The sequence below is a fragment of the uncultured Brevundimonas sp. genome, assembly GCF_963977465.1.
Classification (GTDB): domain Bacteria; phylum Pseudomonadota; class Alphaproteobacteria; order Caulobacterales; family Caulobacteraceae; genus Brevundimonas.
The window spans coordinates 191,245-216,476 of the sequence record NZ_CAXBOQ010000001.1 but is presented as its reverse complement, the minus strand read 5'-3'; the positions used below and the strand labels follow the sequence as shown (position 1 = coordinate 216,476).

Annotated in this window: 24 protein-coding genes; 11 read left to right on the top strand and 13 right to left on the bottom strand. The window is 67.0% G+C overall.

The features are described 5' to 3' along the window. Positions 1-17: 17 nt before the first annotated feature. The 4 genes from tyrS (at position 18) to AAC067_RS01095 (ending at position 3,773) form a co-directional block, all read left to right on the top strand. On the top strand, positions 18-1,274 hold the full coding sequence (gene tyrS, locus AAC067_RS01110; protein ID WP_339928700.1) for a tyrosine--tRNA ligase: 1,257 nt from the start codon (positions 18-20) through the stop codon (positions 1,272-1,274). 137 nt (positions 1,275-1,411) lie between these two features. Beyond that, positions 1,412-1,888: a peroxiredoxin gene (locus tag AAC067_RS01105; protein WP_339928698.1), complete on the top strand. Its 477-nt coding sequence runs from the start codon at positions 1,412-1,414 to the stop codon at positions 1,886-1,888. A 186-nt stretch (positions 1,889-2,074) separates the two neighbouring features. Then, a complete protein-coding gene (locus tag AAC067_RS01100) occupies positions 2,075-3,226 on the top strand; it encodes a peptidoglycan DD-metalloendopeptidase family protein (RefSeq protein ID WP_339928696.1) in 1,152 nt (383 codons plus the stop codon). Continuing rightward, complete coding sequence (locus AAC067_RS01095) at positions 3,210-3,773, top strand: polymer-forming cytoskeletal protein (RefSeq protein ID WP_339928694.1); 564 nt, start codon at positions 3,210-3,212, stop codon at positions 3,771-3,773. Before AAC067_RS01100 ends, AAC067_RS01095 begins: the two co-directional genes overlap by 17 nt. Positions 3,774-3,825: 52 nt before the next feature. Here AAC067_RS01095 and prfB read toward each other — a convergent pair. The 7 genes from prfB to AAC067_RS01060 form a co-directional block, all read right to left on the bottom strand. Continuing rightward, positions 3,826-4,948 (bottom strand): peptide chain release factor 2 gene (prfB, locus tag AAC067_RS01090; RefSeq protein WP_339928692.1). Its coding sequence is split into 2 segments (ribosomal slippage): positions 3,826-4,878 and positions 4,880-4,948, totalling 1,122 coding nucleotides; the frame shifts between segments, so codons are not numbered across the junction. Positions 4,949-5,024: 76 nt separating this feature from the next. Further along, positions 5,025-7,418, bottom strand: coding sequence for a penicillin-binding protein 1A (locus AAC067_RS01085; protein ID WP_339929746.1), 2,394 nt, complete (start codon positions 7,416-7,418; stop codon positions 5,025-5,027). A gap of 83 nt (positions 7,419-7,501) precedes the next feature. Beyond that, positions 7,502-8,215, bottom strand: a complete 714-nt coding sequence (locus tag AAC067_RS01080) for an exonuclease domain-containing protein (RefSeq protein ID WP_339928690.1) — start codon at positions 8,213-8,215, stop codon at positions 7,502-7,504. 45 nt (positions 8,216-8,260) lie between these two features. Then, entirely contained in the window at positions 8,261-9,010 is a 750-nt protein-coding gene (locus tag AAC067_RS01075; RefSeq protein ID WP_339928688.1) for a type II CAAX endopeptidase family protein, read from the bottom strand. Positions 9,011-9,012: 2 nt separating this feature from the next. Further along, a complete protein-coding gene (locus AAC067_RS01070; protein WP_339928686.1) occupies positions 9,013-9,534 on the bottom strand; it encodes a MarR family transcriptional regulator in 522 nt (173 codons plus the stop codon). A 293-nt stretch (positions 9,535-9,827) separates the two neighbouring features. Further along, the gene (locus AAC067_RS01065; RefSeq protein ID WP_339928684.1) at positions 9,828-10,220 is read right to left on the bottom strand and encodes a host attachment family protein; all 393 of its coding nucleotides are present in this window, start codon (positions 10,218-10,220) and stop codon (positions 9,828-9,830) included. Positions 10,221-10,350: 130 nt separating this feature from the next. Continuing rightward, positions 10,351-10,620: a hypothetical protein gene (locus AAC067_RS01060; protein WP_339928682.1), complete on the bottom strand. Its 270-nt coding sequence runs from the start codon at positions 10,618-10,620 to the stop codon at positions 10,351-10,353. 101 nt (positions 10,621-10,721) lie between these two features. Here AAC067_RS01060 and AAC067_RS01055 point away from each other — a divergent pair, with 101 nt between their 5' ends. After that, on the top strand, positions 10,722-10,907 hold the full coding sequence (locus AAC067_RS01055) for a hypothetical protein (protein ID WP_339928680.1): 186 nt from the start codon (positions 10,722-10,724) through the stop codon (positions 10,905-10,907). A gap of 178 nt (positions 10,908-11,085) precedes the next feature. On the opposite strand, the gene AAC067_RS01050 is transcribed toward AAC067_RS01055, so the two are convergent. Next, the gene (locus tag AAC067_RS01050; protein WP_339928678.1) at positions 11,086-12,306 is read right to left on the bottom strand and encodes an N-acetylmuramoyl-L-alanine amidase; all 1,221 of its coding nucleotides are present in this window, start codon (positions 12,304-12,306) and stop codon (positions 11,086-11,088) included. 475 nt (positions 12,307-12,781) lie between these two features. On the opposite strand from AAC067_RS01050, the gene AAC067_RS01045 reads away from it, so the two are divergent. The 3 genes from AAC067_RS01045 to AAC067_RS01035 are packed head-to-tail and all read left to right on the top strand — an operon-like array spanning position 12,782 to position 17,707. Continuing rightward, positions 12,782-15,412, top strand: a complete 2,631-nt coding sequence (locus AAC067_RS01045) for an Rne/Rng family ribonuclease (protein ID WP_339928676.1) — start codon at positions 12,782-12,784, stop codon at positions 15,410-15,412. A 59-nt stretch (positions 15,413-15,471) separates the two neighbouring features. Beyond that, a complete protein-coding gene (locus tag AAC067_RS01040) occupies positions 15,472-16,887 on the top strand; it encodes a M48 family metalloprotease (RefSeq protein ID WP_339928674.1) in 1,416 nt (471 codons plus the stop codon). A 25-nt stretch (positions 16,888-16,912) separates the two neighbouring features. Then, positions 16,913-17,707, top strand: coding sequence for a DsbA family protein (locus tag AAC067_RS01035; protein ID WP_339928672.1), 795 nt, complete (start codon positions 16,913-16,915; stop codon positions 17,705-17,707). On the opposite strand, the gene AAC067_RS01030 is transcribed toward AAC067_RS01035, so the two are convergent. The 5 genes from AAC067_RS01030 to thiS form a co-directional block, all read right to left on the bottom strand. Continuing rightward, positions 17,704-18,537, bottom strand: coding sequence for a formyltransferase family protein (locus tag AAC067_RS01030; protein WP_339928670.1), 834 nt, complete (start codon positions 18,535-18,537; stop codon positions 17,704-17,706). The genes AAC067_RS01035 and AAC067_RS01030 overlap by 4 nt on opposite strands. Continuing rightward, positions 18,534-19,892, bottom strand: a complete 1,359-nt coding sequence (locus AAC067_RS01025; RefSeq protein WP_339928668.1) for a DUF4910 domain-containing protein — start codon at positions 19,890-19,892, stop codon at positions 18,534-18,536. The genes AAC067_RS01030 and AAC067_RS01025 overlap by 4 nt, the downstream gene beginning before the upstream one ends. A 44-nt stretch (positions 19,893-19,936) precedes the next feature. Beyond that, positions 19,937-21,643 (bottom strand): hypothetical protein, encoded by a 1,707-nt coding sequence (locus tag AAC067_RS01020; protein ID WP_339928666.1) that lies wholly within the window; start codon positions 21,641-21,643, stop codon positions 19,937-19,939. Positions 21,644-21,718: 75 nt separating this feature from the next. Then, on the bottom strand, positions 21,719-22,498 hold the full coding sequence (locus AAC067_RS01015) for a thiazole synthase (RefSeq protein WP_339928664.1): 780 nt from the start codon (positions 22,496-22,498) through the stop codon (positions 21,719-21,721). 54 nt (positions 22,499-22,552) lie between these two features. After that, on the bottom strand, positions 22,553-22,750 hold the full coding sequence (gene thiS, locus AAC067_RS01010; RefSeq protein WP_339928662.1) for a sulfur carrier protein ThiS: 198 nt from the start codon (positions 22,748-22,750) through the stop codon (positions 22,553-22,555). A gap of 102 nt (positions 22,751-22,852) precedes the next feature. On the opposite strand from thiS, the gene aroQ reads away from it, so the two are divergent. Genes aroQ through accC form a run of 3 tightly spaced genes read left to right on the top strand, consistent with a single transcriptional unit; the run spans position 22,853 to position 25,213 of the window. Beyond that, on the top strand, positions 22,853-23,326 hold the full coding sequence (gene aroQ, locus AAC067_RS01005; RefSeq protein WP_339928660.1) for a type II 3-dehydroquinate dehydratase: 474 nt from the start codon (positions 22,853-22,855) through the stop codon (positions 23,324-23,326). Between the two features lie 19 nt (positions 23,327-23,345). Continuing rightward, positions 23,346-23,858: an acetyl-CoA carboxylase biotin carboxyl carrier protein gene (accB, locus tag AAC067_RS01000; protein WP_339928658.1), complete on the top strand. Its 513-nt coding sequence runs from the start codon at positions 23,346-23,348 to the stop codon at positions 23,856-23,858. 2 nt (positions 23,859-23,860) lie between these two features. Then, complete coding sequence (gene accC / locus AAC067_RS00995) at positions 23,861-25,213, top strand: acetyl-CoA carboxylase biotin carboxylase subunit (protein WP_339928656.1); 1,353 nt, start codon at positions 23,861-23,863, stop codon at positions 25,211-25,213. Positions 25,214-25,232 lie beyond the last annotated feature (19 nt).

The window sequence follows — 25,232 nt, the reverse complement described above, 5'->3', positions numbered from 1 at the left end:
AGGCAAAGCCCATCCCGATGACCGATCCCGTGTTCAAGTCCGACTTCCTCAAGACCATGCAGGCGCGTGGCTATATCCATCAGATCACCCACCCGGTGGAGCTGGATGCGGCGGCCACGACAGGCGTGGTCACCGGCTATATCGGCTTCGATGTCACCGCCCCCAGCCTGCACGTCGGCCACCTGATCCAGATCATGCTGCTGCGCCGTCTGCAGCAGGCCGGGCACAAGCCGATCGTCATCATGGGCGGCGGCACCACCAAGGTCGGCGACCCGACCGGCAAGGACGCCTCGAGGCCACACCTGACCGACGAGACGATCGCGGCCAACATGGCGTCGATCAAGGGCACGTTCGAGAAATTCCTGACCTTCGGCGACGGCCCGACCGACGCCATCATGGTCGACAACGACGCGTGGCTGTCGAGCTACGGCTACATCCAGTTCCTGCGCGACTACGGCACCCATTTCACCGTCAACCGCATGCTGGCCTTTGACTCGGTGAAACTGCGGCTCGAGCGCGAGCAGCCGATGACCTTCCTCGAGTTCAACTACATGCTGATGCAGTCGGTCGACTTCCTCGAGCTGAACCGCCGCTATGGCTGCACCCTGCAGATGGGCGGGTCGGACCAGTGGGGCAATATCGTCTCGGGCGTCGATCTCGTGCGCCGCGTCGACCACAAGGCCGCATTCGGCCTGACCACACCGCTGCTAACCACGGCCTCGGGGGCCAAGATGGGCAAGACTGTCGGCGGTGCCGTCTGGCTGAACGCCGACGCCCTCAGTCCCTTTGACTACTGGCAGTACTGGCGGAACACGGAAGACAGCGATGTCGGCCGGTTCATGCGCCTGTTCACCGAGCTGCCGCTCGAGGATGTCGCCCGGTACGAAGCCCTGGAAGGGGCCGCCATCAACGACGCCAAGAAGGCCCTGGCCGACGCGACCACCACCATGCTGCACGGAGCGGACGCCGCAGCCCATGCGCGCGGGGCCGCCGAGGCCGCCTTTGAACAGGGCAAACTGTCTATCGACCTGCCGACCGTGGACCTGCCGCGCAACGAGGTGATCGGGGCCATGATCGCCGCCGTCACCACCAAGGCAGGACTGACCACGTCCAACGGCGAGGCCCGACGTCTGGCCCAGGGTGGCGGCCTGCGCCTGAACGACGCCGTGATCGCTGACGGGGCCCAGTTGGTCACCGAGGCCGATGTCAACGCCGACGGCGTGTTCAAACTGGCCGCCGGCAAGAAGAAGATCGTTCTGGTTCGCCCGATCTAGTTCTTCCGCTCATCCCCGCGAAGGCGGGGACCCAGTGTTTTGGGCGATCCGTGCGGGGTGGACACAAGGCTGTCGGTCCAGACAGCGACACGAAAGAACTGGGTCCCCGCCTTCGCGGGGATGAGCGGAGAGTTGGAATGCCGGAAATCACCGAAGGCTCGAAGGCCTCCGCCTTCGACATGGCCACAGACGGCGGCGGCAGAGTCTCGCTGGATGGCCTGAAGGGCCAGACCGTTGTCCTGTATTTCTATCCCAAGGCCGACACGCCCGGCTGCACCACGGAAGGTCAGGACTTCTCGGCCCTGTCGGCTGAATTCGCGGCTGCGGATGCCGTGATCATCGGCGTGTCCCGCGATCCGGTGAAGAAGCTGGACCTGTTCAAGGCCAAATACGACCTGACGGTCATCCTCGGTTCCGACGAGGACGGCACCGTATGCGAAGCGTTCGGCACCTGGGTGCAGAAGAAGCTCTATGGCCGGGAATATATGGGCGTCGAACGCGCCACCTTTCTGATCGATGCCGAGGGCAAGATCCGCCACATCTGGCGCAAGGTGAAGGTAAAATCACACGCAAAAGAAGTACTTGAAGTCACGCGCACACTCAGGGGTTTGTAACGCGGTTCGCTCGCAAGCTTCGACAAGATCACGATAGATTCGATTTTTCCCCTGACACGCGAATTATGCTCGTTCTCAGGTCATTATTCGCCTGAATCCTGGCCAAGTTGGTTAACCGCGGGTGAATCGTCTTGATGGCTGGTCCCGGTTGCCGCATATTTGCCTCATGTTTTGGGGGCATCGCATATGAACGACGAAGAGATCGCTGCAAAGCGCTCTTTGATCGAGCGTTGGTTTCCGGTCCGGTATCTGTATCTCCGGGACGGGGACGACGTCCGTGCCTGCGCCCTGTCGTCCGGTCGCCAGTGTCTGATCGCCGTCGCCGCGGTGATGTTCTCGGTCTGGACCCTGGTCGCCTCGGGCGGCCTGATCTTCGACATGATAGCCAACAACCAGGCTGACCGCGCGGTGATCCGTGCCCGCGCCGCCTCGGAACGGGTCAATGCCGACCTGCAGGCCAGACTGGACAGCGCCGTCATTCGCATGACCACGACGACCGGCTCGATCGACGACATGGCCACCATGGTCGAACGTCGCCACGCCGCCCTGACCAACGTCATGGGCATGTTCCACGGGGTCGACGGGGCTGAACTGGCGCTGCGCCCCGCCCTGCCCCCAACCACAAACAGTCGCAGCCCGGTCCAGCGCATTCTCGCCGTCCGCCTGGACCAGGAGCGGCTGATCGCCCGCGCTGAGGAAGTGTCGCAAACCCGGGCCGAGCGCCTTCGCCTGGCCTTCCGGCTCGCCGGCCTCAACCCGTCGGCCTATGCCGCGACCGGTCCCGGCCTCGGCGGGCCGCTGGTCGAGGCCAAGGATCCCCGCGCTTTGGCGGCCGTGCTGGACGTCGATGAGGCCTTCGCCGTCCGCATCCGCCACGCCGCCGACAATCTGAACGACATGCGCCGTCTCGCCGACGCGGCCGAGGGCCTGCCGTTCCGGCGCCCGACCCAGGCGCGCACCACATCGAGCTTCGGCGTGCGCTTCGATCCGTTCAATCGCCGTCCGGCCCTGCACCAGGGACAGGACTTCGCGGCCCCGTTGAACACGCCTATCTACGCCACGGCCCCGGGCGTCGTTTCTTTTGTTGGTGTCCGTTCAGGGTATGGCAACACCGTTGAGATAGACCATGGTCGCGGTTTCAAGACGCGCTTCGCCCATCTCAACTCCATGGCCGTCACATCCGGCCAGCAGATCGCGCTTGGCCAGCGCATCGGTGCCATGGGGACGACTGGGCGCTCCACGGGCGTTCACCTGCACTACGAAGTGTGGATGAACGGTCGCCCACAGAACCCAGCACGCTTTATGAAAGCCGGAGACCAACTTGTTCAACAAGAATAAATCCCCCGCCCCATCGCCGCAGCCCCGTCCCTCGACCCCTGCGGCCATCCCGCCCCTGCCGGACATGCCGTCGGCCGGTGCCGCCAAACCGGCAACCGCCGCGAGCGCCGCCCCCGCAGGCACCTCGAGCCGCGGCCTGTCGACCCTGTCGTCGGATCTCAAATTCGAAGGCACCATCAGCGGTGCCGGCGACCTGCAGGTCGATGGCCAGATCAAGGGCGACCTCCGTGTCGGCCGTCTGATCGTCGGCGAAACCGGTGCCGTCGAAGGCAATGTCTCGGCAGACTATATCGAGGTCCGTGGCCGCATTGTCGGCGCGACCTCGGGCAAGCAGGTCAAACTGGTCTCGACCGCCTATGTCGACGGTGACATCACGGCCGAACAGCTGTCGATCGACATCGGTGCCTATTTCCAGGGTCGCTGCGTCCAGGGCCGTCGCGATGCCCCGGCGGCGACCGCACCCAAGCCCGTCGCCGCGCCGGCGTCGGACCTGGCCCCGATCCCGCAGCAGCCTGCGGGTCAGGTCATCGACATGAAGCCGCACTAGGCAGAGGTCGACGTCACAGAAAAGGGGCCCCGGAGCGATCCGGGGCCCTTTTCTATTCGCTCGTGGCGTCGCGGGTTTCGCCGACCCGGGCGGCCAGGGCCGCGCCCATGAAGGCGTCGAGGTCCCCGTCCAACACCCCCTGGGTATCGGACGTCTCCACATTGGTGCGCAGGTCCTTGACCATCTGGTAGGGCTGCAGGACGTAGCTGCGGATCTGGTGACCCCAGCCGATGTCGGTCTTGGCGTCGGCCACGGCCTGGGCCGCCGCCTCGCGCCGCTGCAGTTCCAGCTCGTACAGACGCGCCCGCAGCATCTTCCACGCCTGTTCGCGGTTCTGGTGCTGCGAGCGACCGGCCTGGCAGGCGACCACGGTGTTGGTCGGCACGTGGGTCAGGCGGATGGCCGAGTCGGTCTTGTTGATGTGCTGACCGCCCGAACCCGAGGCCCGGTAGGTGTCGGTACGCACATCGGACGGATTGATCTCGATCTCGATGGTGTCGTCGACCACGGGCGAAACCCCGATCGAGGCGAACGAGGTATGGCGTTTGGCGGCGGCGTCATAGGGGCTGATCCGCACCAGCCGGTGCACGCCGGATTCCGACTTGAGCCAGCCATAGGCATTGGGTCCGGTGATCAGGATGGTCGCGGACTTGATCCCGGCCTGGTCGCCGTCTTCCTCGGCCTCCAGCTGGACCTCATAGCCATGGGCCCTGGCCCAGCGCGAATACATCCGCAGCAGCATCCCGGCCCAGTCGCACGACTCGGTGCCGCCGGCCCCGGCGTTCACTTCCAGATAGGCGTCGTTGCCGTCGGCCTCGCCGGACAGCAGGGCTTCCAGTTCGGCCCGAGCTGCGCGGTCCTTGATGGCTTTCAGCGAGGCACGGGCATCCGCCAGGGCAGCCTCGTCGCCCTCCTCGTCGGCCATGTCGGCCAGCATGACGCCGTCCTCCAGACCGGACTCCATCTGCAGCACGGTGTCGATCTGGCCTTGCAGCCGGGTGCGGTCGCGCATCAGAGCCTGGGCGGCCTCGGCATCGTCCCACAGGGTCGGGTCCTCGACCCGCGCGTTCAGCTCATCGAGCTTGCGGAGTGCAGGGTCCCAGTCAAAGACGCCTCCTGAGCAGAGCGAGGCTCTGCTCGATGTCGGCCTTCATGGCCTCGACATCCGGTCTCATCGCAATCTCCACGCGACAGAAAAGAAAAGCGGCGCGCCGCTTTCGGGGCGCGCCGCAGGGAGGCCTACCTAGAGCCTTAGTAGAGTCCGCTCAAGTCCTCGGCCGGTTCCTTCTTCGGCGGCGGCGTCGGCGTAGCGGCTGGCGGCGGCGTGTTCGGGTTGGCCAGACGCACAGTCTCCTGCTCGCGCCGGATCACGTCGGAATAGTTCTGCGGGCCCACCGGCGTCAGGACTTCCGGCACGAACGCGTCCTGGCGGCGCCGCTCGGTGCCGGGCCGGAAGGCTTCCTCAATGCCGTTGACGGTGCGGAACACGGCATTGGCCGGGCGCACGAACGGCCGCGCCGGTCGCGTGCGCAGCGCCGTCTGCATGAAGTCGGTGAATACCGGCAGGGCCGCCTGCGCCCCCGCCTCGCCATAACCCAGCGAACGGTTGTCATCGAAGCCGACGAACACCCCGACCACCATGTCGGTGGTGAAGCCGACGAACCAGGCCGAGCGGTATTCGTTGGTGGTGCCGGTCTTGCCACCGATCCAGCGTCCCAGGCCACGGGCGCTGGCACCGGTGCCGCGCTGGACCACGCCCTCGAGCATCGAGCTGATCTGATAGGCGGTGATCGGATCGATCACCTGGGTGCCGCGCAGCTGCAGCCGCGGCGACTCCTGGCCACTAAAGCCCCGGTCGCACTCGCGGCAGGTGCGCTGGTCAGCCTTGAACTGGACCTCGCCGTTCCGGTCCTGGACCAGTTCGATCAGATAGGGATCGACCCGGCGGCCGCCGTTGACGAAGGCCGAATAGGCGGCGGTCAGGTGATAGGGCGTGGTCTCCCCCGCCCCCAGCGACACCGACAGGTTGGGCTGCAGATTGTCGGCGACGCCCATCTTCTTCGACAGGTCGACGATGTTGCGCATGCCGACCTGTTCGGCCAGCCGCACTGTCATCACGTTGCGCGACAGCTCCAGCCCGCGCCGCAGCGACTGCGGCCCGTAATACTGGCGGCTGTAGTTCTCGGGCGTCCAGCGTTCGCCGTTGCGGCCGCCGGCAAAGCTGATCGGCGCGTCCAGCACGATCGAGGCCGGGGTGAAATCCCCTTCCAGTGCCGCCGCATAGACGAACGGCTTGTAGGCCGAACCCGGCTGGCGATTGGCCTGGGTGACCCGGTTGAAGCTGGACAGCACGTAGGAATAGCCGCCGACCATGGCCAGCACCCGGCCGGACTGCGGCTCGATCACCACCAGCGCCCCGTTGACCGCCGGCACCTGTTTCAGCGCGAACTGGCCATTGGTCGGCTCGACGAAGATCAGATCGCCGCGCTTCAGCTGGCGATTGGCATTGGCCCAGGCCGCGTCAGCGGTCAGCAGGGTGCCGCTTCGGTCGTCGCGGGCGGTGCGGATCTGCACGGTATTGCCGGACACGCTCTCGACCGCCGCCGCCTGCCAGGCGCGCCGTTCGGGCGGCTTGGTTTGTTTCAGCGCCTCCTTCTGCCAGCCGTCGGCGAAGTCGGTGGTGCCCCAGGCTCCGCGCCAGCCGTGGCGACGGTCATAGTTCTCCAACCCGCGCATCAGGGCGTCGCGCGCCGCCGACTGCAGGCCGGGGTCCAGCGTGGTGCGGATATAGTAGCCGGCCCCGTTGACGGTCTCGCGCCCGAACCGGGCGGTGGCCTGACGACGGGCCTCCTCGACGAAGAAGTCGGCGTCAGCATACTGGGCGCGACGCGGCGCGTCCTGGGTCACCAGCGGGCGGGCCCGGGCGGTGGTCAGTTGCGCCGGCGTCAGCCAGCCGCTCTGGGCCATCTCGCCCAGCACCCAGTCACGCCGCCCCTTGGCCGCGGCCGGATAGCGTTTCGGATGATAGTTGTTGGGCCCCTTGGGCAGGGCCGCCAGAAACGCCGCCTCGTCCGGCGTCAGCTGGCTCAGCGACTTGCCGAAATAGTTGTAGGCGGCCGAGGCCACGCCGTACGACCGGTACCCCAGGAAGATCTCGTTCAGATACAGTTCGAGGATCTGCTGCTTGGTCAGGGTCGCTTCCAGCCGGCTGGAGAGGATCGCCTCCTTCAGCTTGCGGTTCAGGCTGGTCTCATTGGTCAGCAGCACATTCTTGGCTACCTGCTGGGTGATGGTCGAGCCGCCCTCCAGCCGTCGCCCCGCCACCACATTGAACAGGTTCTTGAACACGGCCCGGCCGATGCCGCCCACGTCGATGCCGCCGTGCTGGAAGAAGTTGCGATCCTCGGCCGCGAGGAAGGCCTGGACCACGGGCGTCGGGATCTGGTCGAACGACACATAGATGCGGCGCTCGTCCGAGAATTCCCCGATCAGGGTGCCGTCCCCGGCATAGACCCGGGTCGCCGTCGGCGGCCGATAGTCGGCCAGGTCAGAGGCGTCCGGCAGGTCGTGGAACAGCCACGCCGCATAGACGGCCACCACCAGCCCGACCAGCGCAATCGCGCCCAGCAGGCCAATGCCCGCCATCACGAACCAGCGTTCGGCAACCTTCACCGCAAACTCCGAAAAACCCACTCGAGAGAGGGTTTAGCCCGCGTCGCCCCCCTCCGCTAGGGTGCCAGTGACGCCCCGGCGCGACGGTCCAGCTCCTGTCGCGCTGCGGCCACGACATCGGCGTCCATATCGCCCTGCCCCGCCATCCAGCGCAGATAGTCCTCGGGCGGCTCGGCCCACGGTTTGCCGCGATGTTTGCCGAACGGAATCCGGTCCAGTTTACGCGGTTCATTGGTCCAGGCGATCATCTGGTCCACCGTCGCCGTCTGCAGCAGATCGATCAGCAGATGCGCCGTCACCCAGGCGTCCGGCCCCGCCCGGTGCGCCGGATTGGCCAGCGCCGGATCGAGGTCCAGCGCCCGCCAGTACCTCAGCACCTGGTTCGAATGTCCCGGGGCCTCGGGCCACGCATTCTTCGACGCCCGCACCGTACAGATCCACGGCAGGCCGCCATGCGCCGTATCGGCGATAAAGCCGCGTTCAAACTTGGCCGAATGGGCCACCATCACATCGGCCGGCTGCGTCAGGAACATCTCTCGCAGCGCATACTCATCGCAGTGCGGATCATCGTCACAGAAATGCGCCGGCGTCAGATGATGCACCGCCATCGAATGAAACGAGATCTCGCCGCGCGGCCGGAACAGCTTGGTCACCGGCGGCAGGGCTTTCCACCCCGCCCCCTCAGCCACCACATCGACGATCCCGACCTCGAGAATCTCCGAGGTCCGGTCCCCGCCGGAGGTTTCAAGATCGACGACCCGTAAACGCATGGACCGGAGATAGGGGGTTTGGCGGGCGAGGGCGAGTAGGAGAGATCACCCCGGTGCCTGCAGGCCGGTGTAGATCAGGGTCAGGCCGATGCTGTTGACCAGACCATGCGACAGGCTCAGCGGCCACAGATTGCGTTTGCACAGCAGATACAGAACCCCGGACACCAGCGCCGCACCCCCGGTCGCGACGGCCCCGCCGATGCCCTGATAATAGAAATGCTGCTGCCCGAAGAGGATCGCCGGCAGAACGACCGCGAACATCAGCCCGAACGGAATGCGCGACAACAGCCGTTCCAGCCGGGTGATCAGAAAGGCCCGGAACAACATCTCCTCCGCCATGGCCCCGACGATCCAGGCTACCGCCAGCCAGTAGACGAAGACGAGCGTGTTGCCGGGCACGTTAGCGAATCGACCGGAATTGCTCCTGACCGGCTGGTTCGCCGAGGCCTCCAGCACCGAGCTGACCACCCCTTCCAGAACGATGCCGGCAACCGTGGTCAACCCCAGCGCCAGCAGGGTCCACAGCGCCGTCCTGCCCCAGGAGTCGGGCCGTCCCAGACCGAGCTCAGCCCAGGTCTCACCCGCACCGCGCAGTCGCCAGGTCGCCACGGCCAGGGCTGACAACAGGGATATGGGCCCCGCATAGGTCCACATCGCCTCGACGCCCAGCAGGCCGTATTTGACGATCAGCAATGTCCCCAGCACGAGGCTGATATCGATCGCCACCCTGCCCTTCGCGCCCTTCCTGCCCGGGGCGACGTGGCTTTTCGGCGCGACTGTCTGTGCAGCGTCCATGGTCATTGTCCTTCAGAAACAGGGCGGGGAGCCGCCGTCGCGGCGGGCTGGCCGGCGTTGAGCCGCTCGAGAATGGGTGACCGGTCCAGGGCGGCGATGGCCCGCCGCGCCATGGCCGCCAGGTCGCAGTCAATCTCCACGAACAGGGCCGCGAACACATCCGCCACCCGGGCCAGACGCGCCGTCAGCCGCTCAAACTGGTCCGCGCCCCTGTCCGTCAGCACCAGAATTTTGCGCCGCCCGTCCCCGGGATCACTACGCCTCGCGATCAGCCCCAGATCGACCAGCAGATCGGCCCGTTGCGTGACCAGCTGATGCGGCTGCTGCAACTGGCCGGCGATGTCGGCCGCCGACATCTCGCCGCGCTCGCCGATCATCAGCAGGATGGACACCGCCCGCGCCGGCACATCCAGCCCCGCCTCGCGCAGCATGGCCTCGCCCTGGGCCGAGATCAGGTCGGCCAGCTGGACCAGGGTGTTGGCGGCAAAGGCCGCCCGCAGGGGATGGGCATCGAGATAGGTCATGACCGGCCGCGCCTCCATTTACACAATCAGTTGTGCAATTGATTGTGCAATAGGCTGAATAGCTGGGCGGGTCAAGAGGTTCGGGCGGGGGCTGTCCGGCGTACCCGCACAGCATCGCTACCCTGCGGGGCCCCGCGACCGCCCGGGGCGCAGCCCAGGACAATGTCAGTATTGATCGCGCCATTCCGGGGCGCATTCAGCCAAGACCCGGTACTCGACCCGTGTGGGAGGACCGTCCCCGCCGCAGTGCGACAGGGCCAGACGCGTCACGTCCGCCCTGCCGCCCAAGGTGGCTATTCTCCCAACGCCCGTTCGATGTCCTCGACCGGCGAATTGATCAGGGTCTTGGCCTGCTGGAGGACAAGCTTGTCGGTCACTGTACTGTGCAGCAGCGGCCGGATTTCACCCAGTGTGACAGGGTCGGCGATCAGGATCAGGCGGTCGAACGCCCCGGCGTGGGCCGACTTGTACAGCCGTTCCGCGATCTGCTTGGAGAAGGTCGCCTCGTTGAGGTCCCGGTCCGACTGGTCCGGCGGCGTCTTGCCCGAGGGCCCGTCGTCGGCGAGGTCGGTTGGGTTCCAGTCGCCGGCGTGTTGCAGGGCACCGCCCTTCACACGGAAGGTCTTGGCCACCTCCCCGCTGGCAACGACGACGAAGGTTCCTTCCGGGAAACGCAGTTGAGTCATGGCTGTATCCTGTTCTGGCGTCCGCGGGTCCGGGACCGGACTGCGGACGGTTGTGGTCGCCGCGGCCAACCGGCGTGGCGGCAGCCGCTGTGCATGGGGGCTCGGGGCGTTCGCATACTGACCGCGACGATCAGGCCCGGCCGAGGTTGCCGCCGGGGCTGCCGCCACTGCCGCCACTGCCGGGTTCGCCGATCGGGCCCTCGCCCGGCGCGCCCAGTTCGACACCGGCGCTCTTGATCGCATTGATCGCATCGGACTCCAGGCCCGCCCGGCGCAGGTCGGACCAGTCGTGGTACGGCCGATTCTCGATCACGGTCTCGGCCCGGTCGCCGATCGGCTCCACGGAGGCGAGATCGGCGGCGGAGGCGAGGTTCAGATAGACGGTCGGGGAGTCCGACATGCAAATCTCCTGTTCATGTGCTGACGGCCCGGCCGGGTCGCCGGAGGGGGGCTGCGCCGTCGGTGGTGCCTGTCTAAGCCATCGGTACGCGCCCCGGTTCCATGCGGCGGGGCCGCCGCGACACGTACCGGTGGCTGGCCGACATCGACCGCGAGGCGCGCTGGCTGGCCCGGCTCGACGGTCGGGAGCATCCCGATGAGGACTATGACACGCGCGCCGTCCGCCGGCTGTGCGCCCGCGGCAACGGGCTGCCGTGGAGCAGCGAATGGAATGGGGAGAAGGGCTGAATGCGCTGTTGAATGCGCGCACTCAAGGCATGTCAATTTCCGCTCATCCCCGCGCAGGCGGGGACCCAGTCCTGTTGTTAGGCGGGGCGCGTTGGATAAGCGGCGGCGCGCGCGAACTCGCCGGATCGTCCAAACCCCTGGGTCCCCGCCTTCGCGGGGATGAGCGGGGTATCGGACCCTAGGGCTGTCCCACCGCCCCGTTCGAGGCCATCAGCATATTGCCGGTCGGGTCGCGGAAATAGCGGTCGATGCCGTTGACCACGGCCCGCATCAGGTGGCGGCGGCCGCGGTCGTCGTTCAGGGTCCGCTCGTCCTCGGGATTGGTGATGAAGCCCATCTCCAGCAGCACGGCCGGCACATCGGGGGCCAGCAGCACGGCCAGGCCGGCGTCACGGTGGCTGCGGCGCAGCATCGGATGGTCGGCCTCTTCCAGCCCACCCAGCAGGGTCCGGGCCAGCTGGGCCGAGCGGTTCTGGGTGGTGCGCTGGGTCATGTCCAGCAGGATGCGGTCGACCGAGGGGTCGCGGCCCGGCAGGCGCAGCTCGCGGTGCCAGTTGTCGCCGCGCGTGAACTCGCGCACGGCGCGGCCGGCCCCCTGTTCGGACAGGGTGTAGACACTGGCCCCGCGCGTGGCCGGGTCGGACCCGGCGTCGGCGTGCAGGCTGATGAACAGGTCGGCGTCGGCCGAGCGGGCGATCTCGACCCGGCGGTACAGGCCGACATAGGAGTCGTTGTCGCGGGTCAGCCGCACCCGATAGCGGCCGGTCCGTTCCAGCTCGGCCTTCAGCGCATGGGCGGCGGCCAGGGTGATCGCGCTCTCGCTGGACTGACTGCCCCGGGCCCCGGGATCGCGGCCGCCGTGACCGGCGTCGATCACGATCAGCGGCCGCTCGGCCGGGGCGGTGTTGCGCGATGACGGCGGCGGCGCGGCGCGGCGCACGGCGGTGGCGGCGCGGCCGGTGGTCTTCAGGTCGATGACATAGCGATAGTGGCTCACGCCGTCGCCGGGCGGCAGCAGGAAGCGGCGCTCGATCTCGGCTCCGGTCGCCAGGGTCAGCTCGATGCGCGAGGCCCCGCCCCCGGCGACGACGCGATAATCGCGCACCAGTCCGGTGCCGGCCCCGCCCATCTGGCCGCTCGGCGCGACCCCGGTCAGGGCCACGACCACGCGTCCGTCGGCCCCGCCGGACACCACGGCGCCGCGGGTATTGCTGTCCAGATCGACGACCACGCGGGTGCGTTCGGCGTCGCCGCCGAAGCGCAGCCGCAGCACCTCTCCGGCGCTCCCGGCGGCCAGACCGCGCCCGGCCGCCAGCGCGCCAAAGCAGAACACGACGAGGGCCAGGGCCGTCATCGTCCACTCACGCACGCCCCACCGGGACAGGTCGAATCGCAACATTCCGTACATTCTGACGGCTACCCACCTTATTGGTTGAGACCACCCTGCCCCCGGGGTCCCTTGGATTCCGTTAAAGCCTTCGTGCTTTTCATTCGGCTCGGGCGTGCGTATGGTCCGCCGCGCATGCGAATGATCGCGTCCCCTGGACTCCAGGTCCGGACGCGCCCTCCTCGCGGCGCTGACTTTCACCTATCCGAAGATCGATCGGGCCTGGCCTGGCGATTTGACGACCGGACCCGGGACGCCGCCGTAACCGGCGCGTCCGGTTCCAGGACCCTGACGAACCCCATGGGCTTTTCCGCCTGCGCCCCCACCCGGTCTGATTTCACAGGCCTCGCCTCCGGCTCCGACATTGGTTCGGGCCGCGGCGACGGGATGACGCCTGCGTGCGCCTTCATTTCCATTCGGCGAGCCGCCTTGCCCGTCGGGACGTCCGTCCCGCGGTCCGGCCGAGCGCGCCCAAGAGAGAATTTCCATGTCAAAGACCATGCTTATCGATGCGGCACACGCGGAAGAAACCCGCGTTGCGATCGTCGACGGACGCCAGATTGAGGAATTCGACTTTGAGTCGAAGGCCCGCCGCCAGCTTCGCGGCAACATCTACCTCGCCAAGGTCACCCGCGTAGAGCCCAGCCTGCAGGCCGCCTTTATCGAGTACGGCGGCAACCGCCACGGCTTCCTCGCCTTCAACGAGATCCACCCGGACTATTATCAAATCCCGGTCGCCGACCGCGAAGCCATCATGGCCGAAGCGGCCACAGACGACGACGATCACGACGATCTCGGCCGCGAAAGCGACGACGGTGAGCACGAAGGCGGCATGGCCGACGAGGAGCGGCTGAAGCGTCGCCTGATGCGTCGCTACAAGATCCAGGACGTGATCAAGCGCCGCCAGATCCTGCTGGTCCAGGTCGTCAAGGACGAGCGCGGCGGCAAGGGCGCGGCCCTGACCACCTGGCTGTCGCTGGCCGGCCGCTACTGCGTGCTGATGCCCAACACCGGCAAGGGCGGCGGCATCTCGCGCAAGATCACCCAGGCCACCGACCGCAAGCGCCTGAAGGCCGCGGCCCAGGCGCTGGAGGTGCCCAAGGGCATGGGCCTTATCATCCGGACCGCCGGGGCCAAGCGCACCAAGGCCGAGATCAAGCGCGACTACGAATATCTGTTGCGTCTGTGGGAGACGATCCGCGAGACCACCCTCGGCTCGAACGCCCCGTCGATCATCTATGAGGAAGAAAACCTCGTCCGCCGCGCCGTACGCGACATGTTCGACAAGGATTTCGACGGCATCCAGGTCGAGGGCGTCGAAGGCTGGAAGGAGGCGCGCGACTTCATGCGCGTGCTGATGCCCTCCCAGGCCAAAAAGGTGCACCTGTACCAGGGCTCCAAGCCGCTGTTCGCCGCCAACGGCATCGAGGAACTGCTGACGCAGATCCACCAGCCGGTCGTGCCGCTGAAGTCCGGCGGCTATCTGGTCATCAACCAGACCGAGGCCCTGGTGGCCATCGACGTCAACTCGGGCAAGTCGACCAAGGAACGCAACGTCGAGGCGACCGCCTTCAAGACCAACTCCGAGGCCGCCGTCGAGGCCGCCCGCCAGCTGCGCCTGCGCGACCTCGCCGGCCTCGTGGTCATCGACTTCATCGACATGGATGAGTCGAAGAACAACCGCACCGTCGAGAAGATCCTCAAGGACGCCCTGTCGCACGACCGGGCCCGCATCCAGATGGGCCGCATCTCCGGCTTTGGTCTGATGGAGATCAGCCGCCAGCGCCGTCGCCTCGGCGTGATCGAGGGGGCCACAGAGGTCTGCACCCACTGCCAGGGCTCGGGCCGCATCCGCTCGGCCGAATCGGCCGCGCTGATGATCCTGCGCGCCGTCGACATCGAGGCCGGCAAGGGCGGCGCGGGGTCGATCAACCTGCGCGTCTGCACTGCGGTCGCCCTGTATATCCTCAACCACAAACGCGACTACCTGCAGCGCCTGGCGCAACAGCGCGGCCTGAACGTCGTCGTGCTGATCGACGACAGCCTCGCCCAGGGCGAGCATGCCGTCGAGCGCACCGAGACCAACGAGGACTTCGTGCCCGAGGACGGGGCTGTCGCCCTGCCCGACCTGACCGACGACTTCGACGACGACGCCTATGACGACGAGGAAGACGAGGACGAGATCTTCGAGGACGACGCCCTCGCCGCCGAAGATACCGATGATGACGCCCCGCGCGCCCGGGCCGAACGCCACGATGCCGATACCGCGCGTGGAGATGGCGACTCCGGACGCGGTCGCGGCCGCCGCCGCCGCCGCGGCGGTCGTCGGGACGAGGAATCCGCTCCGGCCGAGGGCGTCGAGGCTGACGCGCCGTCCGCCGCCGGTGCCGAGGACGACGACAGTGAAGGTGCACGTCGCCGTCGTCGCGGCCGTCGTGGCGGACGCCGTGTCCGCGAGGAAGGCGATCGCGACGGCTTCACTTGGGTTCGCGGGCGCACGCCGTCTCTGGAAGACCCCTATGTCTGGTTCGACCCAATCAACCCCGGACGCGGAAACGACAGGGATTCCGGTGCGGCCGCAGCGGACGAAACGGCCGGAAACGGATCGACGTCGGCTGACGAGCGTCCCGAAGCCGGGTCCAACGGGGAGCACGAGGGCGGACGGTCGCGTCGGCGTCGTGGTCGCGGTCGCGGCCGCGACCGGGAGTCCTCCGGGGACAACGACCAGAAGCCTGTCGTCAAGGTCGAAGCCCGGGCCACCAATGAGGGCATGCCGCCGGAAGGGTCGCCCGACACGCCGATGGCCACCGTCGTCGCGGATGATGCCCCGCCCGCCCTGGCCCCCGAACCCAAGCGGCGTCGGGTCCGGCGTAAGACAGCGGCTTCGGCCACGCCCGCGTCCGACCTCGACCCGGCACCGATCGAGCCGAACGAGGCCGAGCCGACTGGGGACCCGGTGCAGCGGGACGTCTCGCCGGTCGAGGCCCCGCTGACCAAGCCCAAAGGCAAGCCGGAAGCCGCACCGGAACCGGTCGATATCGCCGCGATCATTGAGGACGATCCGAACCAGATCGTCGCCCCGCCGGCCAAGGCCAAGCGCGGGTGGTGGCGTCGCTGACCGGACGGCGCTAGATTGAGGCGGACGAAGACGGGGGCGTCATTCGTTAGGAGTAACCCTTGACCTGGCTTCCCCGAGTTGTTTCCCGGTTTCTGGCCGCCGCGACCGCCGTCACCCTGACGGTCGCGGCGGCCGGACCGGCCGCGGCCCAGAGCGCCATCCGCGACACCGAGATCGAAGGCATCATCCGCGAATGGTCCGATCCGGTGTTCACGGCCATCGGTCTTGAACCGTCCGAGGTCGAGATCCTGCTGGTCGGCGACAATGATCTGAACGCCTTCGCCACGCCGGGCCGGGTGCTGGGTGTCAATACCGGCCTGATCCTCAGGACCCGCAACGCCAATGAGTTGTTGGGTGTGATCGCCCACGAGGCAGGTCACATCAAGAACCGTCACACCCTGAGAGACGGGGCCCGCGACGCGGGCATGCAGCCGATGATCATGAGTATGGCGCTGGGGGCCCTGGCCATCGCCGCAGGCTCGCCGACGGCCGGCGCTGCCCTGCTCGGCTCGAGCACCTATTTCGGCGCGTTGGGCAGTCTGCGATACATTTCCCAGCAGGAGGGCGAGGCCGACAATTCCGCCGCGCATGCGCTGGAAGCCGCCGGCGAATCCGGACGCGGACTGGTCGAGTTCTTCGAGAATTTTCGCTCGCAGGAAGTCTTTTCGGACGCCCGGCGCTATCCGTTCTTCCGCAGCCACCCCCTGTCTTCGGCCCGGATCGAAAACCTGCGTCGGCTGGTCAGCGAAGCCCCGCACTACGGCCATGCCGAAAGTCCGGAACGCATCGGCCAGCACGCCCTGATCCAGGCCAAGATCCGCGCCTTCATGGACCCGCCCAACCAGACACTGCGGACCTATCCCTCGACGGACACCTCGATACCGGGCCGATATGCCCGGGCCATCGCCTGGTATCGCGACGGCCAGACCAACCGTGCCCTGACCGCTGTCGATGCCTTTCTCGTCGAGCAGCCGGATAACCCGTACCTCTGGGAGCTGAAGGGTCAAATCCTGTTTGAGGAGTCCCGGCCAGCCGAGGCCATCGAGGCCCACCAGCGTTCGGTGGAGCTGATGCCGGATGCACCCCTGCTGCGCATCAACCTGGCCCACGCCTTGATCGAGACCAATGATCCAACGCGGCTGGACCAGGCGGTCAACGAGCTGAAACGCGCCACCGCCCTCGAGAAGGACAACACTCTCGCCTGGCGTCTGCTGTCCCAGGCCTATTCCAGCCAGGGCAAGGAGGGTGAGGCCCGGCTGGCCTCGGCAGAATTCTATTTCGCCCAGGGCCGGCAGGACCAGGCGACCCAGTTCGCCCTGCGCGCCCGGGACATGCTGCCGCGTGGCTCGAACGAGTGGATTCGGGCTATGGACATCGTCTTCGCTTCGGGCGCGACGCAGGAAGACGTCGACGCCGCCGACGAACGTTATCGTCGTGACCAACCCGTCCGCGTCATTCCCGCCGACGCCGGCTGATCTTTTCTTCGACCCAGGACTCCGCATGACCGACGACTCCCCCGCGCCCGCCCCCCAGTCCCCGCCCTCGACCCTCCGCGACTGGTTCGGTGGCCACCGGATCGGCGTGGTTGCCCTAGCCATATCAGTGTTGGCGTTGGGTCTGGCCGGAGCACCCTATCTGAGCGGTGGGGATTTCGGTGGCCGGGTGCGAGCCTATCTTGTGGCCAACCCGCAGGTTTTGGATGAGGTGGTTCAGGCCCGCGACATTGCCGCCCGCGCCGACCGGACGTCCGGGATCAATGCCGTTGTCGCCCGCAACCCTGCAGCGCTGGCCCCGGCCGCCGGGGAACCGACCTTCGGCCCGGTCGACGCCCGGGTCACGGTCACCGAGTTCTTCGACTACCGCTGCCCCTACTGCAAGATGGCCGCGCCGCAGTATCTGGCGATCATGCAGGCCAATCCGGACGTCCGCTTTGTCTTCCGTGAATGGCCGGTGCTGGATCAGGGCGAGGACGTCACCTCCCAGTACGCCGCGCGCGCTGCGCTGGCAGCCCATGCCCAGGGCAAATATCTGGCGGTCCACAAGGCCCTGATGGCCCAGTCAGCCCTGTCCATCGACGGGATTGATCGTATCCTCGAGGCCAATGGCGTCGACCTGCCGAAGGCCCGCGCGGCGATGGCCACGGCCGACACCTCGCGGATACTGGCCGATGTCCATACCGGGGCCGCCAGCCTGGGACTGGAGGGCACGCCGACCTTCTTCATCAACGGCAAGGTGACCGCCACCAACAATCCCGCCGACCTGTCCCGGTTGATCACCGAGGCCAAGGGCGGCTAGGTCGCCGGTCGCGTCCCTTGTTCCGGCCCGGATTCGATCAGAGGCCGGATCAGGTTCGGGACACGGCCTCTGATCTCACCGTCGAGGCAGAGGTCAACGATCCGGTCTTCATAGTGGCGGTAGATCGGCACCAGATGCTCGGCTCGCCACATCGCCGCGATCCAGATGCGCCCCGTCGTCTTCTGGGTCACCCTGACGACATCGCTTTCCAGCGCCCGGGCCATGACGGCGGGCAGCTCCCGCGCATAGGTACCAACCGCGCGGCAAGCCAGGTCATGGAGGCCGTCGCCCCGGGTCAGCGTCACGCCGCTCTGATGGATGATGGCTCCGCCATCGATGGCCGCCGTGGTCTCGTGCAGGGTCATGCCGGTCATCTGTGGTTCCAGCATGTAGGATGGCCAGAAATGGGTGTGGACCCCGCGATACCAGGGCGACAGGCCGCCATGGGTGTTCCAGAACCGGGCCGAAACACTGCGCAAGATCGTCTCGTCCAGCTTGTGGCAACCATACGACAGGACATGGGACGGGGCCTTGTCGATCAGAAAGGCCCGCACCCGGTCACCGTTCAGATCGGCGAGGTTGACGGTCAGCCGGTCCACCGCCACCCCGTCCGGTGACAGCACACCGAAGGCCTTGTGCTCCGCCGCCTCGCGGCGCTGAAAATGCCGGTTGAACAAATCGTGCAGGGCGACGGGAACATCATCGCCGGGCACGGGCACATGGGGTTCGCGGCGCTCGACGACCCAGCCGGAAAGCAGGCCGGCCCGGGCCAGTTGCTGCACCACATAGACGTGACGCGGGTGATCGCCGGTGACGGCGACGACGCTCATCGCCCCGCTGCCTTCAGCAGGCCCTCGGCCTCCAGCCGGTCAACCACCGGCATCAGATCGTCAAGGCTACAGTCAAGTCGGGCGGCAATGTCGATCATCCGGTGCTCGCCGTCACCGTCGCTGAGAACGGTCAGGATCCGATTCAACAGGGTGCGATCGTCGACGACCCGGTCAGATGAGGCACCCCAGGTGGTGGGGCTGTTCACCGACGGATAGAGACCGCGTCGCCCGAGCTGGGCCTCGCCATACGGCGCCTGGTTGATGAAGACGCCCGCATATTCGTGTCGGCGCAGCAGGGCCTCGATCCGGTCGATCGCATCGACCAGCGGCGCGATACCCATGAACGCCTTATCATCCCCCGAGGTGTGATAGCCCGCATAGTCCCCATAGAGGGTCCGCCCCATCTGCCCCATCGGCAGGTTAAAACCCGGCGAGCAATACTGACGCTCATCCGAGCCGCTGGTCGGGGTGAACGGACGCACGGAAAAGCCCTCGTCCGCGCCGAGCCGGGCCACCAGCGCGTCCAGGGTCGAGGTCCCGCGGCGGCTGGACTTGTAACTCAGGGCCTCGGCCGGGCCACCCAGACAGGTCAGAACCAGCCCCCCGGCGAGACTTTCCTTCAGCTGGGGCCCATGCCGGGACAGATAGCAGAGACTGCCGATGGTCTCGGGGGCGAGGACAAAGCGATAGCTGAAACGCCGCCGCTTCCAGCGCGAAATCCGGTCGTACAGACCCAGCAGCACCAGCGGCCCGGACAGCTCGTTGTTAGCCAGGCTGGGGTGGCACAGATACGAGCTGAGCATGACCTCCCGCTCCGTCTCGCCGGGCAGCATGCAGTCGGCGAAATCGACCCCGCCCGCGTATGTCCGACTCTGGATCACTGCGCGGTAGCGTCCCGGCTTCAGAGCCTGCCGCGCCCTATGTGTCAGGCAGAAACCCCAGGCCTCACGGTAGTAGGATGTGACGTACGGAATCAGATCCGGTTGGTCCGGAATCGAGTGCAGGTGAGCCTGCAAATCGTCCAGGTCCAGCTCGACATCGACCGGCGTCGAATAGTTGACCACCTGCAGGTTGGAGCGGTCGCTGTCGGCGATGACCTCACCGTCCGGCCCGGTCAGGACAGCGCGTGTCAGAGCCCATTCCAGCGGGACGATCCAGTCGAACACCGCCTCACCGCTGGCCACCTGATCCCGGTGCAACGGCATGTACTCGCCGAAGATGTCGAGGCTTTCGCGTAGCCCCGGACCGGTGATGCTGCGGATAATCGGAAACAGACGATCGAACAGGTCCGAGAAGAAGCCCGGTGCGGCCGAGTCGATCGGTTCCAACCCGGTCACAGGTGCGGTCTGAAGCATTCCCTCCGGATACAGGAAGGGCCCGAGTCGACCAACCGGTGCGATCAGGCTTCCGCTAGGCTCATTTCGCCACCCAGCCATTCCGCACCGGCGCGACTCAGGGCCGCCGCCGCCGCCGCGTCATGGCCCAGCGCCGCCTCGGCCCGCGACAGCACGAAATAGCTATAGGGATCGTTGGGCCAGTCCTTCAGCAGCTCCTCGACCTTGGCCTTGGCTCCAGCCGCGTCACCGCTGGCCAGCATGGCGGCGGCCAGGCTGCGACGCGTCGGATACCAGATGGCCGGCGGATCCCCGCCCTCATCCCCGTCTTCGGCCTGCAGTTCTGCGGCCCGGGTGAAGGCGGCGATCGCGGCGTCGGTATTGCCTTCGATCATCGCAGCGCGTCCCTCGAGCACGCGCTGGAACAGTTCGGTGAAGCTGACCCGCGCCTCGGCCATGGGACCGGTGGCAAAGGCCGGTGCCTCACGAATCGCCTTGATGGCGGCGACCTCGGCGCGAACGGCGGCCGCGTCGCCCCGCCGGCTGGCGGCTTCACCGCGGCCGTAGCGCCAGCTGACCCGCTGCAGCGGATTGGCCGCCGACGGCTCCTTCAGCGCCTCGACCTGGGCCTGCGACCCGAAGCGGCCGTACAGGGCATAGGCGTCATTGGCGGTGATCTGACGCCACAGACTGTCGGCCGGGATGTCGTCGAAGACATTCAGGAACCAGTCCGCCAGCTTCAGCCCCTCCTCCGACCCGCCGGCCATCAGGGCACCGCCCATGCCGAAATGGATGTTGTGGCCATGCAGCGGCATGCCGGACAGGCCGCCGGGCGGACGGGCCAGACCGTCATACTGGCGGTCCAGCGCCACTGCGGCGACGTTGGACATCATGGCGTCGCGATAACGCCCGACGCGGAAGAAGGTGTGGGACGGCATATGCACCAGATGGCTGGCCCCCGGTGCCAGTTCGGCCAGCCGTTCGCCATAGGGAATGGCCTTGTGCGGATCGGCCGACCATTCAGTCAGGTGGATGTACAGATGGATGGTCCCGGGATCGTCCGGGGCCTTGGCCAGCGCCGCTTCCAGAATGGTCATGGCGCGGGCGATGCCCGGGTCCTTGGGCGTGCCGTCCTTGTTCCACCAGTCTTCGGCATTGATCATCCAGGCGTCGGCGGCGATGGCGGCCAGATTGATGTCGTCGGGATTGTCCCGGGCCTGCCTGTCCATCACCCGCGCGAAACGGTCGCTTCGGCTGCTCTTGCGGCCGGAATAGCGCTGGATCAGGCCATCGATCATCCGTCGCTGCTGAACGGAGGCATCACGGGCCAGTCGACGGGCGTCGCGCGCGATCTTCAGGGCGGCGGGATCAACCGAATCCGCCCGGCCGCCGCCGTTGAGATTGGGGCCCATCGCCCAGGCCTCACCCCAGGCACACATGCCGCAGGTTGGATCGAGCAGGCGCGCCTTCTGGAAGGCCCGCACCGATTCCGTATGCTGGAAGGCCCAGCGGAGCTGGATCCCGTAATTGAACCAGACCTGGGCCTCCGGGCTGGCGTCCACTGCCATCTGACTGGACCCGATCCCGGGGACCATGACCATGTCGGGGATCGGGGCGCCGGCCAGAACATCCTCCGGACGATTGGCCGCGCCGCAGATTGAGGGGTTCTCGATCAGGTCGCGGATCGCCCGATCAGCCGTCGCATCGGCTACGGCCGCGGGCCCGACCACAATAGCGGCCAGGGCCACCCCCGCCATAAGCATCGGTCGCATGGATCGTCTCCCCCGTTCAGCCGAGCATGGACTGCGACCGCGGTTACGCCAAGCCCCGTCCAGCCGAAAGCGTCGCTAGATCAGGCCGGCGAGGGGTGAGGACGGGTCGGCGTAAAGGCGTTTGGCCATTCGACCGGCCAGATAGGCCTCGCGTCCGGCGATGACCGCGTGCTTCATGGCCCGGGCCATGCCGATCGGGTCACGCGCACCGGCGATGGCCGTGTTCATCAACACGGCGTCGCAACCCAGTTCCATGGCGATGGTCGCGTCCGATGCGGTGCCGACCCCGGCATCGACCAGAACCGGCACGGTCGCCTGTTCGACGATCAGCCGGACATTGACCCGGTTCTGGATACCCAGACCCGAGCCGATCGGCGCGGCGGCGGGCATGATGGCGGCGGCCCCCGCCTCCTCCAGCCGCCTGGCCATGACCACGTCGTCGGTGCAGTAGACCATGACGTCGAAGCCGTCCTTGACCAGCATGTCCAGCGCCCGCAGCGTCTCCACCATGTCGGGATACAGGTGCGGCGTATCGGACAGCACCTCCAGCTTGACCAGATCCCAACCCCCGGCCTCGCGTGCCAGCCGCAGGGTGCGGACCGCATCCTCGCCGGTAAAACAGCCGGCGGTATTAGGCAGATAGGTGAACCGGTCCGGCTTCACATGGTCAACCAGCATCGGCTGCGACGGATCCGACAGGTTCACCCGACGCAAGGCCACGGTGACGATCTCAGCGCCTGCCGCCTCGGCCGCGGCGGCGTTCTGGGCATAGTCGGCATATTTGCCGGTTCCGACGATCAAACGGGAGGTGAAGGTGCGGCCGGCGACGGTCCAAGTATCTTCGGGTGTGGTCATGGCTATTCCCCTAAGCCTCAGGGACGCTGCGGGGAAGCGACTGATTGGCGCAGATCACCCACCGCCCACGAATTGCACCAGCTCGATGCGGTCCCCCTCGGTCAGCACGGTCTCGCCATGCAACGACCGCGGCACGATGGCCAGGTTACGCTCAACAGCCACCTTGCGCGGGTTGAGGCCCAGTTCGGTGACCAGGTCCAGCACGGTGCGCGCGGTCACGGTCCGGATATCGCCGTTGACTTGAATGTGCATGTCGTTAGGTCAACCTTATCTCCGGCGCGGTTTGACCCGCGCCGTCCGTCAGCTAAAAGACCGCCCCGGCCGGAGGCGGTCGGTCCCTGTTTGTCAGAGCGAATGCCCGGAACACTCACCCTCTACGTCCTGAACGGTCCCAATCTCAACCTGCTGGGGGTTCGGGAGCCTGAGGTCTATGGTCGCGAGACCCTGGCCGATGTCCAGGCACGCTGCGAGTCGGCCGCCGGGGACGCCCGTGTCGTGTTCCGCCAAACCAACCACGAGGGCGAGTTGATCGACTGGGTCCAGGAGGCCCGGGAACAGGCCTCGGCCCTGGTCATCAACCCGGCCGGCTACAGCCACACCTCGGTGGCCCTGCTGGATGCCCTGAAGACCCTGACGATCCCGGTCGTCGAATGTCATTTGTCGAACCCGGCGGCGCGCGAGCCGTTCCGGCATCGATCCTTCGTTTCGCCGGTCGCGACCGGTGTGGTTTCGGGCTTCGGCCCTTTCAGCTACGAACTGGCCGTGAAGGCCGCCCTGAACCTGGTGCACGACAAGGCGTCAGCTCCGGGCCGTTCGCACAACGCATAAGAAGAAGAGGCACACTCGTATGGCCGACACCCCCAAAAAGACCCCGCCCAAGCTGGACAATGATCCGGCCGGTGAGATCGACACCAGCCTGGTTCGTCAGCTGGCCGACATCCTGAACGACACCAGCCTGACCGAGATCGAGGTCGAGCGTGGCGAACTGCGCATCCGCGTCGCCCGTGAGCTGACCATGTCCGCGCCGGTCCAGTATGCCGCTGCGCCCGTTCAGATGGCACAGGCCGCCGCACCGGCCTCAATGCCGTCGGACCCGGCGACCATCGTGGCCCGCTCGGGCGAGGACGTGAAGTCGCCGATGGTCGGCACCGCCTATCTGCGTCCGGCCCCGGAAGCCGATGCCTTCGTGTCCCCCGGCGACAAGGTCCGCAAGGGCCAGACCCTGCTGATCGTCGAGGCGATGAAGACGATGAACCCGATCCAGGCGCCGCGTGATGGTGTGGTCAAGGAAATCCTGGTCGGCGACGCCCAGCCGGTGGAGTTCGGCGAGCCGCTCGTCGTGCTCGAGGCCCAGGGCTGACCATGTTTACCAAGGTCCTGATCGCCAATCGCGGCGAGATCGCGCTACGGATTCACCGCGCCTGCAAGGAGATGGGGATTTCCACCGTCGCCGTGCACTCGGAAGCCGACCGCGGGGCCATGTGGGTCCGGCTGGCCGACGAGAGCGTCTGCATCGGTCCGGCTCCGGCGGCCAAATCCTATCTGAACATCCCCTCGATCATCGCCGCGGCGGAGATCACCGGGGCCCAGGCCATCCACCCCGGCTACGGCTTCCTGAGCGAGAACGCCCGTTTCGCCGAGATCGTCGAGGCCCACGGCATGACCTTCATCGGCCCCAAGCCCGAACATATCCGGGTCATGGGTGACAAGATCACCGCCAAACAGACGGTCAAGGCGGCGGGCATTCCCTGTGTGCCAGGCTCAGACGGCGGCGTGGCCACGGTCCAGGACGCGATCAAGGCCTCGAAATCCATCGGCTTCCCGCTGATCGTCAAGGCAGCCTCGGGCGGCGGCGGGCGCGGCATGAAGGTCGCCCTGACGCCTGATGACCTGGCCGAAGCCGTGCAGACCGCCCAGTCCGAGGCCGCCGCGGCCTTCGGCGACGGCACCGTCTATCTCGAACGCTATCTGCAGAAGCCGCGCCATATCGAGATCCAGGTTGTCGCTGACGCCCACGGCAATGTCGTCCATCTGGGCGAGCGCGACTGTTCCCTGCAACGCCGCCACCAGAAAATGATGGAAGAGGCCCCCTCGCCCGCCCTGTCGGCCAAAGAGCGGGCCGCAATCGGCGAGACCGTCAACAAGGCGATCGCGTCCATCGGCTATCTGGGCGTCGGCACTATCGAATTCCTGTGGGAGGACGGCGAGTTCTTCTTCATCGAGATGAACACCCGCCTGCAGGTCGAGCATCCGGTCACGGAGATGATCACCGGCGTCGACCTGGTCCGTGAACAGATCCGCATCGCCGCCGGCGAGCCCCTGTCCTTCACCCAGGACCAGGTCAGCTTCCACGGCCACGCCATCGAATGCCGGATCAATGCCGAGAACGCGGAAACGTTCACCCCGTCGCCGGGCACCATCACCGACTTCCACGCCCCCGGTGGGCTGGGCGTGCGGCTGGATAGCGCCATCTACAACGGCTATTCGATCCCCCCCTATTACGACAGCCTGATCGGCAAGCTGATCGTGCATGGTCGCGACCGGGCAGAATGCGTCGCCCGCCTGAAGCGCAGCCTGGGCGAGATGGTCATCGGTGGCATCGACACCACCATCCCCCTGTTCCAGAAACTGCTGCAGGAGCCGGACATCCTGTCGGGCGACTATGACATTCACTGGCTGGAAAACTGGGCCAAGCGCCAGGCCGGACAAGGCTGACGGCATCGGACGAACCCTC

Bases quoted from the DNA above. Each gene is read 5' to 3' on its own strand.
- tyrS (WP_339928700.1), top strand. From the start codon at position 18: ATGACCGATCCCGTGTTCAAGTCCGACTTCCTCAAGACCATGCAGGCG.
- AAC067_RS01105 (WP_339928698.1), top strand. From the start codon at position 1,412: ATGCCGGAAATCACCGAAGGCTCGAAGGCCTCCGCCTTCGACATGGCC.
- AAC067_RS01100 (WP_339928696.1), top strand. From the start codon at position 2,075: ATGAACGACGAAGAGATCGCTGCAAAGCGCTCTTTGATCGAGCGTTGG.
- AAC067_RS01085 (WP_339929746.1), bottom strand. From the start codon at position 7,418: ATGGCGGGCATTGGCCTGCTGGGCGCGATTGCGCTGGTCGGGCTGGTG.
- AAC067_RS01080 (WP_339928690.1), bottom strand. From the start codon at position 8,215: ATGCGTTTACGGGTCGTCGATCTTGAAACCTCCGGCGGGGACCGGACC.
- AAC067_RS01075 (WP_339928688.1), bottom strand. From the start codon at position 9,010: ATGGACGCTGCACAGACAGTCGCGCCGAAAAGCCACGTCGCCCCGGGC.
- AAC067_RS01070 (WP_339928686.1), bottom strand. From the start codon at position 9,534: ATGACCTATCTCGATGCCCATCCCCTGCGGGCGGCCTTTGCCGCCAAC.
- AAC067_RS01065 (WP_339928684.1), bottom strand. From the start codon at position 10,220: ATGACTCAACTGCGTTTCCCGGAAGGAACCTTCGTCGTCGTTGCCAGC.
- AAC067_RS01060 (WP_339928682.1), bottom strand. From the start codon at position 10,620: ATGTCGGACTCCCCGACCGTCTATCTGAACCTCGCCTCCGCCGCCGAT.
- AAC067_RS01055 (WP_339928680.1), top strand. From the start codon at position 10,722: ATGCGGCGGGGCCGCCGCGACACGTACCGGTGGCTGGCCGACATCGAC.
- AAC067_RS01050 (WP_339928678.1), bottom strand. From the start codon at position 12,306: ATGTTGCGATTCGACCTGTCCCGGTGGGGCGTGCGTGAGTGGACGATG.
- AAC067_RS01045 (WP_339928676.1), top strand. From the start codon at position 12,782: ATGTCAAAGACCATGCTTATCGATGCGGCACACGCGGAAGAAACCCGC.
- AAC067_RS01035 (WP_339928672.1), top strand. From the start codon at position 16,913: ATGACCGACGACTCCCCCGCGCCCGCCCCCCAGTCCCCGCCCTCGACC.
- AAC067_RS01030 (WP_339928670.1), bottom strand. From the start codon at position 18,537: ATGAGCGTCGTCGCCGTCACCGGCGATCACCCGCGTCACGTCTATGTG.
- AAC067_RS01025 (WP_339928668.1), bottom strand. From the start codon at position 19,892: ATGCTTCAGACCGCACCTGTGACCGGGTTGGAACCGATCGACTCGGCC.
- AAC067_RS01020 (WP_339928666.1), bottom strand. From the start codon at position 21,643: ATGCGACCGATGCTTATGGCGGGGGTGGCCCTGGCCGCTATTGTGGTC.
- AAC067_RS01015 (WP_339928664.1), bottom strand. From the start codon at position 22,498: ATGACCACACCCGAAGATACTTGGACCGTCGCCGGCCGCACCTTCACC.
- thiS (WP_339928662.1), bottom strand. From the start codon at position 22,750: ATGCACATTCAAGTCAACGGCGATATCCGGACCGTGACCGCGCGCACC.
- aroQ (WP_339928660.1), top strand. From the start codon at position 22,853: ATGCCCGGAACACTCACCCTCTACGTCCTGAACGGTCCCAATCTCAAC.
- accB (WP_339928658.1), top strand. From the start codon at position 23,346: ATGGCCGACACCCCCAAAAAGACCCCGCCCAAGCTGGACAATGATCCG.
- accC (WP_339928656.1), top strand. From the start codon at position 23,861: ATGTTTACCAAGGTCCTGATCGCCAATCGCGGCGAGATCGCGCTACGG.